Origin of the sequence: uncultured Sphingomonas sp., assembly GCF_946477935.1 — a bacterium.
In the GTDB taxonomy this organism is placed as follows: Bacteria; Pseudomonadota; Alphaproteobacteria; order Sphingomonadales; family Sphingomonadaceae; genus Sphingomonas.
The window spans coordinates 1-7625 of record NZ_CAMLAC010000173.1 but is presented as its reverse complement, the minus strand read 5'-3'; the positions used below and the strand labels follow the sequence as shown (position 1 = coordinate 7625).

At 68.7% G+C, this 7625-nt stretch carries 11 protein-coding genes; 8 read left to right on the top strand and 3 right to left on the bottom strand.

Annotated features, from left to right (window positions below; all coding sequences use genetic code 11):
* A partial coding sequence (locus Q0U08_RS15205; RefSeq protein WP_298092347.1) for a J domain-containing protein occupies window positions 1-549 on the top strand: 549 nt, incomplete at its 5' end.
* Window positions 550-553: 4 nt separating this feature from the next.
* Here Q0U08_RS15205 and Q0U08_RS15200 read toward each other — a convergent pair.
* Genes Q0U08_RS15200 through Q0U08_RS15190 form a run of 3 tightly spaced genes read right to left on the bottom strand, consistent with a single transcriptional unit; the run spans window position 554 to window position 2152 of the window.
* Window positions 554-1018, bottom strand: coding sequence for an SRPBCC family protein (locus Q0U08_RS15200; RefSeq protein ID WP_298092345.1), 465 nt, complete (start codon window positions 1016-1018; stop codon window positions 554-556).
* Complete coding sequence (locus Q0U08_RS15195) at window positions 1015-1776, bottom strand: VOC family protein (RefSeq protein ID WP_298092344.1); 762 nt, start codon at window positions 1774-1776, stop codon at window positions 1015-1017. The genes Q0U08_RS15200 and Q0U08_RS15195 overlap by 4 nt, the downstream gene beginning before the upstream one ends.
* Before the next feature lie 4 nt (window positions 1777-1780).
* Window positions 1781-2152 carry a DUF1428 domain-containing protein gene (locus tag Q0U08_RS15190; protein WP_298092342.1) on the bottom strand — a complete coding sequence of 124 codons (372 nt, stop codon included), beginning with the start codon at window positions 2150-2152 and terminating at the stop codon, window positions 1781-1783.
* Window positions 2153-2392: 240 nt separating this feature from the next.
* Here Q0U08_RS15190 and cobS point away from each other — a divergent pair, with 240 nt between their 5' ends.
* From cobS to Q0U08_RS15155, 7 genes are all read left to right on the top strand, one after another.
* Window positions 2393-3397, top strand: coding sequence for a cobaltochelatase subunit CobS (gene cobS / locus Q0U08_RS15185; protein ID WP_112383819.1), 1005 nt, complete (start codon window positions 2393-2395; stop codon window positions 3395-3397).
* Window positions 3398-3405: 8 nt separating this feature from the next.
* Entirely contained in the window at window positions 3406-3699 is a 294-nt protein-coding gene (locus Q0U08_RS15180) for a nucleotidyltransferase domain-containing protein (RefSeq protein ID WP_298092341.1), read from the top strand.
* Window positions 3689-4009, top strand: a complete 321-nt coding sequence (locus Q0U08_RS15175) for a HepT-like ribonuclease domain-containing protein (RefSeq protein WP_298092340.1) — start codon at window positions 3689-3691, stop codon at window positions 4007-4009. The genes Q0U08_RS15180 and Q0U08_RS15175 overlap by 11 nt, the downstream gene beginning before the upstream one ends.
* Window positions 4009-5835: a cobaltochelatase subunit CobT gene (cobT, locus tag Q0U08_RS15170; protein ID WP_298092338.1), complete on the top strand. Its 1827-nt coding sequence runs from the start codon at window positions 4009-4011 to the stop codon at window positions 5833-5835. The genes Q0U08_RS15175 and cobT overlap by 1 nt, the downstream gene beginning before the upstream one ends.
* A gap of 4 nt (window positions 5836-5839) precedes the next feature.
* The gene (locus tag Q0U08_RS15165; RefSeq protein WP_298092337.1) at window positions 5840-6088 is read left to right on the top strand and encodes a ribbon-helix-helix domain-containing protein; all 249 of its coding nucleotides are present in this window, start codon (window positions 5840-5842) and stop codon (window positions 6086-6088) included.
* 1 nt (window position 6089) lies between these two features.
* On the top strand, window positions 6090-6680 hold the full coding sequence (locus tag Q0U08_RS15160; protein WP_298092335.1) for a DUF922 domain-containing protein: 591 nt from the start codon (window positions 6090-6092) through the stop codon (window positions 6678-6680).
* Between the two features lie 2 nt (window positions 6681-6682).
* Window positions 6683-7625 (top strand): PepSY domain-containing protein (locus tag Q0U08_RS15155; protein WP_298092334.1); only part of this gene is annotated, 943 nt, incomplete at its 3' end.

Sequence of the window (7625 nt, the reverse complement as noted above, 5' to 3'; positions counted from 1 at the left end):
GAGAATACGGGACGCGCCTGCGCGGAGCCGGGATGCGAGGAAGCGGGCGAATTTCGCGCGCCGCCGCTGGAAGGGCCGGGCGGGCGCGACGGGCCGGGGCAGTTCCGCTGGTTCTGCCTGGAGCATGTGCGCGCGTTCAACCAGCGGTACAATTATTTCAACGGGATGACAGCGGACGAGATCCATCAGGCGCAGCGACCCTATGCCGGGTGGGAGCGGGAAACGCGTGCCTTTGCCAGTGCGGGCGGTGATCCGGGGCCGCGCTGGTCGGACTTTTCCGATCCGCTGGATGCGATCGCGGCGCGCTATCGCCGCGAACCTGCTGCCGAGCGCAAGGATGGCAAGCCGTTGTCGGGTCAGGACCGGGAAAGCCTGAAGACGCTGGGGCTGGCGGCGGATGCGGACCGGCATGCGCTGCGCAAGCGATACAGCGAGCTGGTGCGGCGCTACCACCCCGATCGCAACGGCGGCGACCGCAGCCAGGAGCGCGAATTGCAAAAGGTGATCGCGGCCTACCAGCAGTTGCGGCAGGCGCCCGCCTTCGCCTGAGGGATCAATGCCGGACAGTGAGGCGCCGGGCGACCGCGGCCAACTGGTCGGTGGCGGCGTTCCAGCCGGCATCGAAGCCCATCGCGATATGCTGATCGCGGGCCACCGCGGTCCAGTGGCGGGCGGTGGCGGTGTAGCGGGTGCCGCCGCCCTCCGGCGCGAAGGCGTCGATGCGCACCAGAAAGGGCTGGCGCGGCGCCCAGCCGGCAGCAAAGGCATCGGTGGCGACGATCCGCCGCTGCGGCAGCACCTCCAGAAAGACGCCCTCGACCGGCATCGCTTCCCCGTCGGGGCCGTGGAAGATCATCGTGGACTGGCCGCCGGGGCGCAGGTCGCGCTCGACGATCTCGGCACGCCAGGGCTCCGGGCAGAACCATTCGGCGGTGTGATCGACCCAGGCGCGCCACACCACCTCCAGCGGCGCGTCGATCAGGCGGGTGACCGACAGGTCGAAACGCTGCTCGGTCATGTTCGTCGATCGCCGACCAGGCCGAAGCGCACCCCTGAAGGGTCCTGCGCGACCAGCGAGAAGCTGCCCCCGGGAATCTCGTCCGGCCCCTGGAGCGGCTGTCCACCCGCCGCGAGGATGCGCGCCAGAGCGGCATCGATGTCGGGCACCAACGTGTAGAATTGCCAGCCGGGGACGGTACCGGGGATGGTGCGCATGACCGCGCCGATACAGGTCGGGCCGTCATGGATGAAGCGATAGTCGCCCAGTGCGCCCATCGGCATCGCCCCTTCCTGCCGCCAGCCGAACTGTTGCGCGTAAAAGGTGATGGCGGCGTCATCATCGGGTGTTGTGAGTTCGTTCCAGACCATGTGGCCGGGCTGGGCATCGGCGCTGCCCTGGAAGGCGGTGGAGTCGTCGCTCTCCGGATGCATGACGTAGAAGGGCGTGCCGTGCGGGTCGGTGAGCAGCGCGATGCGCCCGGCGTGCGGGATGGTGGTGGCGGGCATCAGGCAGGTGCCACCGCCGCCGACCACGCGGGTGACGGCGGCGTCGGCATCGTCCACCCGCACATAGCCGAACCAGCGTCCGCCCTCCTCCATCGCCGGCGGGCGGGCGAGCATGCCACCCACCGCATCGCCATCGGGGGCGTGGAACAGGCGGTAGTCCATGCCCGGCACGCCGCTGTCCGCGACGCGCCAGCCCATGACGTTGCCGTAAAAGGCGGCCGCGGCATCAACATCATCGGCGATCAGCTCGTACCAGATGAAGGCGCCCATGGCATCAGTTTCCCGCCTGGAAGATCGGCGCGAAGCCGGCATAGATCATGCGCTTTCCATCGAAGGGCATGGGATCATCGGGCTTCATCCGCTCGTCCGTCCGCATCCGCTCGCCGGCAGCGTCACAGGTCGCGCGATCGGGCCAGACGATCCAGGAGAATACCACCGTCTCGTCGTCCTGCGCCTGTACCGCACGGCGAAAGTCGGTGACGGTGCCGTCGGGTACGTCCTCGCCCCATGCCTCCACGATCGACAAGGCGCCATATTCCTGGAACATCGGCCACGCCCTGGCCGCCATGTCGCGATAGGCATTCTTGTTCGCGGTGCCGACGGGCACCACGAAACCTTGCAGATACTGTCCATTGACGCTCGTCATCGTCGCTCTCCTTCGACTTCGACTCGGCGCCGCGAGCCTGCGCCCCACGTCTGCAAAAAGCAACGTAGGGCAAGGGGATCGCTCCGAAGGGGCGGCAGGGTGGAAACAGCGGGGCGGCCGCGCGTTTCTTCGCTTCTTCGTGACGCCGCCGATGCTGACGTCAAAGCTGACGCCCAAGCTGAAGGTTGAGTCGGGACACGCGCCTGTCCTAGAGCGTTTCACGCACTTCGTGAGGTTTTGATGACGGACATTCCCAACACCCAGCCTGACAGTCGCGAGACGACGATCATGGACGCGCCGGACAAGATGGTCCGTGTGCGCGACGTGTTCGGCGTGGACAGCGACATGGAAGTGCCGGCCTTTTCCGAGGCGGACGAGCGGGTGCCCGATCTGGACCCGGCCTATGTGTTCGATCCGGACACGACGATGGCGGTGCTGGCGGGCTTTGCGCACAACCGCCGGGTGATGGTGCAGGGCTATCACGGCACCGGCAAGTCGAGCCATATCGAGCAGGTGGCTGCGCGCCTGAACTGGCCGTGCATCCGCATCAACCTGGACGCGCATATCAGCCGCATCGACCTGATCGGGCGCGACGCGATCGTGCTGAAGGACGGGCAGCAGGTGACCGAGTTCCGCGAGGGCCTGCTCCCCTGGGCGCTGCAGACGCCGACCGCGCTGGTCTTCGACGAATATGACGCCGGGCGGCCCGACGTGATGTTCGTGATCCAGCGCGTGCTGGAGACCGAGGGCAAGCTGACGCTGCTCGACCAGAACCGGGTTATCCGGCCGAGCCGCTGGTTCCGGCTGTTCGCGACCGCCAACACGGTGGGCCTGGGCGATACCAGTGGCCTGTATCACGGCACGCAGCAGATCAACCAGGGCCAGATGGACCGCTGGAACATCGTGGTCACGCTGAACTATCTGCCGGCCGCGACCGAGGCGCAGATCGTGCTCGCCAAATCGGGGGAATATGACAAGCCCGAGGGCAAGAAGACGGTGGAGAACATGGTCCGCGTGGCGGACATGACGCGCAAGGGCTTCGTCAATGGCGATATCTCGACGGTGATGAGCCCGCGCACGGTGATCACCTGGGCACAGAACGCGCTGATCTTCGGCGATGTCGGTTTCGCCTTCCGGCTGTCCTTCCTGAACAAGTGCGACGAGGCGGAGCGCTCGCTGGTGGCGGAATATTACCAGCGCGTGTTCGGCAAGGACCTGCCCGAAAGCGTGGTCGGGCGGGCGTGAGGTAAGCGATGACGAAAGCCGAGGCTCTGGAGCGATTGCGGGTGCACCGTACGGACCTGCATGCGATGGGTATCGAACATGTGGCGATCTTCGGCTCCACCGCACGTGGGGAGGCAGGAGCGCACTCCGACCTGGACCTCGCCGTGCGTCTGCGCTCCGATATCCGCCTGGGCTGGGATTACTTCACGCTGGACGAGCGCGTAGCGGCGCTGTTGGGCGTGGCTGTCGACATCGTGACGGAGCCGGTCAACAGGCCTCGCCTTCAGGCGCAAATCGATCGAGACCGCGTCGATGCTTTCTGAGCGGACACGGTCGCGGCTGCGCGACATGATCGAGGATGCTGATCGCATCGCGACGTTCATCGACGGCATGAACCTCGCTGCCCTCGTCGCGGTCGAGCGTCTGCTTCAGCGCATCACCGAAGCTGCCATCCAAATACCTTGGGACGAGGCAGTGTGTCTGGGGCCGGACGTGCCGGTGGCGAAGATGCGTGCGCTTGGCAACCGCTTGCGTCATGAATATCACGATGTTGCGCGGAATGTGATCTTCGATCTGGCGCGGATCGAGGTGCCACTGGTTCGTGCCGCCGCCGAACGTGCCTTGGAAAGCTGATGGCCAACGAAACCCCTCTCGACCGGTTCAAGGCCGTGCTGGCCGGGACGGCGCGCGCGATCGCGGAGCAGCCGGAGGTGGAGCTGGCCTTTACCGCGGACGCGCCGGCGCAGTCGGGCAAGCATCTGAAGGTACCGATGCCGGCGCGCGCGCTGCCACCCGAGCAGGTGGCGGAGGCACGGGGATTTGCCGATCAGTTCGCATTGAAGCTGCGGTATCATGATACCGCTTTGCATGCGCGCGGGGCGCCGGGCGAGGCGGTGGCGCGGGCGGTGTATGATGCGGTAGAGGGCGCAAGGGTCGAGGCGCTGGGCAGCCGCGGCTATGCGGGGATCGCCGACAATCTGGCGACCGCACTCGACATGCGGTTGCGCTCCGACCCGATCACGCGGGCGCGCAGCGAGGCGGAGGTGCCGCTGTCGACCGCACTGGCGCTGATGGTGCGCGAGCGGCTGACGGGGCTGGAGAGCCCGGCGGCGGCGGCGCCCGCGCTGGCGCTGGTGCGCGAATGGGTGGACGCGCGCACCGATCTGGACGCGCTGGCGCTGGCGATCGACGACCAGCGCGCTTTTCAGACACTTGCCAGCCGCATGCTCGCCGATCTGGAGCTGACCGAGGCGCCGGTGGAGCCGGAGGATGCGGACGATGGCGGCGACGACGAGGACGGCGAGAACGAGCCGGCCGAGGATGAGGGCGACGACAGCGAGGACGAGAAGGACGGCCAGGGCGAGGGCCAGGTCGACGCGCGCGGCGAGCAGCGCGAGTCCGACAGCGAGGACGGCGAGGGCGAGCAGCAGCAACAGGATGCGCCTGACGACATGGAAGGCGAAGGCCAGGACGACGGCGAGGAGGGCATGCAGCCCGTGCGCCCGAACCGGCCGCAGCCCGACCTGACCCCGCACTTCGACTACAAGCCCTGGACGACGCAGTTCGACGAGGTGGTCGCCGCCACCGACCTGTGCGATGCGGACGAACTGGCGCGGCTGCGCGGCTATCTGGACCAGCAGCTCGCGCATCTGCAATCGGCGGTGTCGAAGCTGGCCAACCGGTTGCAGCGCCGCCTGATGGCGCAACAGTCCCGGTCCTGGGATTTCGATCAGGACGAGGGGATGCTGGACGCGGCACGGCTGGCGCGCGTCGTGGTCAATCCCACCCAGTCGCTGTCCTACAAGATCGAGCGCGATACCGATTTCCGCGACACGGTGGTGACGCTGCTGATCGACAATTCGGGGTCGATGCGCGGGCGCCCGATCGGCATCGCCGCGATCAGCGCGGACATATTGGCGCGCACGCTGGAGCGGTGCGGGGTGAAGACCGAGATACTGGGCTTCACCACCCGCGCCTGGAAGGGCGGGCAGAGCCGCGAGGCATGGCTGGCCGCAGGGCGCCCGCCGCAGCCGGGCCGGCTGAACGACGTGCGCCATATCGTGTACAAGAAGGCGGACGATCCGTGGCGGCGCGCGCGCAGCAACCTGGGCCTGATGATGCGCGAAGGGTTGTTGAAGGAAAATATCGACGGCGAGGCGCTGATCTGGGCGCATAGCCGGCTGATCGCGCGGCCGGAGGAACGGCGCATCCTGATGGTGATCAGCGACGGCGCGCCGGTGGACGATTCCACGCTGTCGGTGAATTCCGGCAGCTATCTGGAGCGGCATCTGCGCCAGGTGATCGGCTGGATCGAGACCAAGAGCCCGGTCGAGCTGATCGCGATCGGCATCGGGCACGACGTGACCCGCTATTACGCCCGCGCGGTGACGATCATGGACGCCGAGCAGCTTGGCGGCACGATCATCGAGCAGCTCGCCGCGCTGTTCGACACGCCGTGACGCGATGATCGACGCGCCGCCCGGCGGCTTTCGCGGGCCGGTGAAACGGTCGATCACCATCGCCGGGCACCAGACCTCGATCAGCCTGGAGCCGATCTTCTGGGAACGGCTGGACGCGGCGGCGGCCGCCCGCGGATTGCCGCTGTCGGCTCTGGTCGCGGCGATCGATGCGCGGCGGATCACCGAGGCGGATCCGCCGAACCTGGCGAGCGCGCTACGCAGTTGGCTGATGCTGACGGGCGCGGCGGCCTGAGATGCGCGCGGCATGTCTCAGCGCGCTGCTGCTGGGGACGGCGGCGGATCCCCCCGGTGTGCAGATCATCTTCGAGGGGGTGCGGATGGACCGCTATCCGGTGCGTGGGCGCGACGTGGCGGCGGTGCGGGCGGCGCTGGACGCCGCACGGGTGCGCGACGAGCAGGACGGTACGATGGTGGAGGCCTACACCCATGGCCGCATCCAAGGCACATGGCAGGCGCCGGCACGCGCCGATCACGACGCGCCGTGCCGGCCGGAGGCGGTCATCATCCGCTATTCGGCAACGATGCGCCTGCCCTATCTGGCGGAGCCGGACCCCCTGCCCGAACTGGCGCAGGCTTGGCGCCTTTATGCGCTCAACCTGGAACGGCACGAGGCGCAGCATCTGGAGCGGATCAGGCGCGCGCTGCCGCGATTGGCAGAGGCCATCGCCGCCGCCCCTTGCACGGGCGCGGATGCGGCGGGTGCCGTGGTGCTAGACGAGATTCGCGCGGATGGTCGCGCCTATGACACCGAGACGGAGCATGGCCGGCGGGAAGGCGCGGTGTTCCCGCCGCCGAGGACGACCGAGCGGCGGCAGGACGATTGACGATGCCGGTGAGCACTGCTGAAAAGCGCGGCATGGGGGATGGAGCACGCAGGACACGGGCGCCGGCGCGGTCGCCGGCGGCGGTACAGCGGCCGGGCCTGGCGGGGCGGCTGCATCGTGGCTGGAGTCGCGGGTGGATCGGCTGGTTGCTGGCAGTGCTGATCGTGCCGGTGGCGCTGAGCGGTGCGATACTGGCGGTGTGGCCGGCGGTGGAGCGCGTCGCCCATCCGACGCGGTTCGCGGGCGGGGGCGTGATCGATGCGGATGCCTGTGTAACGGCGGTGCGCGCGCAACTGACACCGGGCCGGCGGATCATGGCGATGGAACGCGGCGCGAGCGTGCTGCGCTTCGTCGTGCAGGAAGCCGGGCGCACGGACGGTATCTTCGCCTGCACCGCGCGGGGAAACGGGGTGGCGGTGGCGGATGCAAGGCATGATGCCGAGGCCTGGGTGCGACGGGTGCATGCGACACTGGCGATGCCATGGGCAGGGCGCGGACTGGTCGCGATGGCGGGTGCGGCGCTGATCGTGCTGGCCTTGTCGGGGGTGGTGCTGTGGGGCGGGGCGGTGCTGCGCGGTGGCGATGCAGGGCCGTGGCACCGTTGGCTGGGACTGGCGGCGATGCTGCCGATCCTGGCGATGGCGGTCAGTGGCCTGCCGCTGCTGTGGGCGGCGACGGCAACGCAGCGCGATACGATACCGTTGGCGCAACCGGCGCAGCCCTTGCACATCGTGGAGGCGCATGCGCTGGCGCTGACCGGCGGCACAGTGGCGCGGGTGGAATGGCCAACGCGGCGTTCCCCGGACTGGACGGTGACGGTCGCGGCGGGGTCGGCGCGACAGGTGAAGGTGGCCGACGATACCGGCGGGGCGCTGGCCGCGCTGTCGCGGACCGAGGGGGGCCGCCTTGGCGGGAGCGTCGCGGCGTCGCTGCACGGGGCGGGCG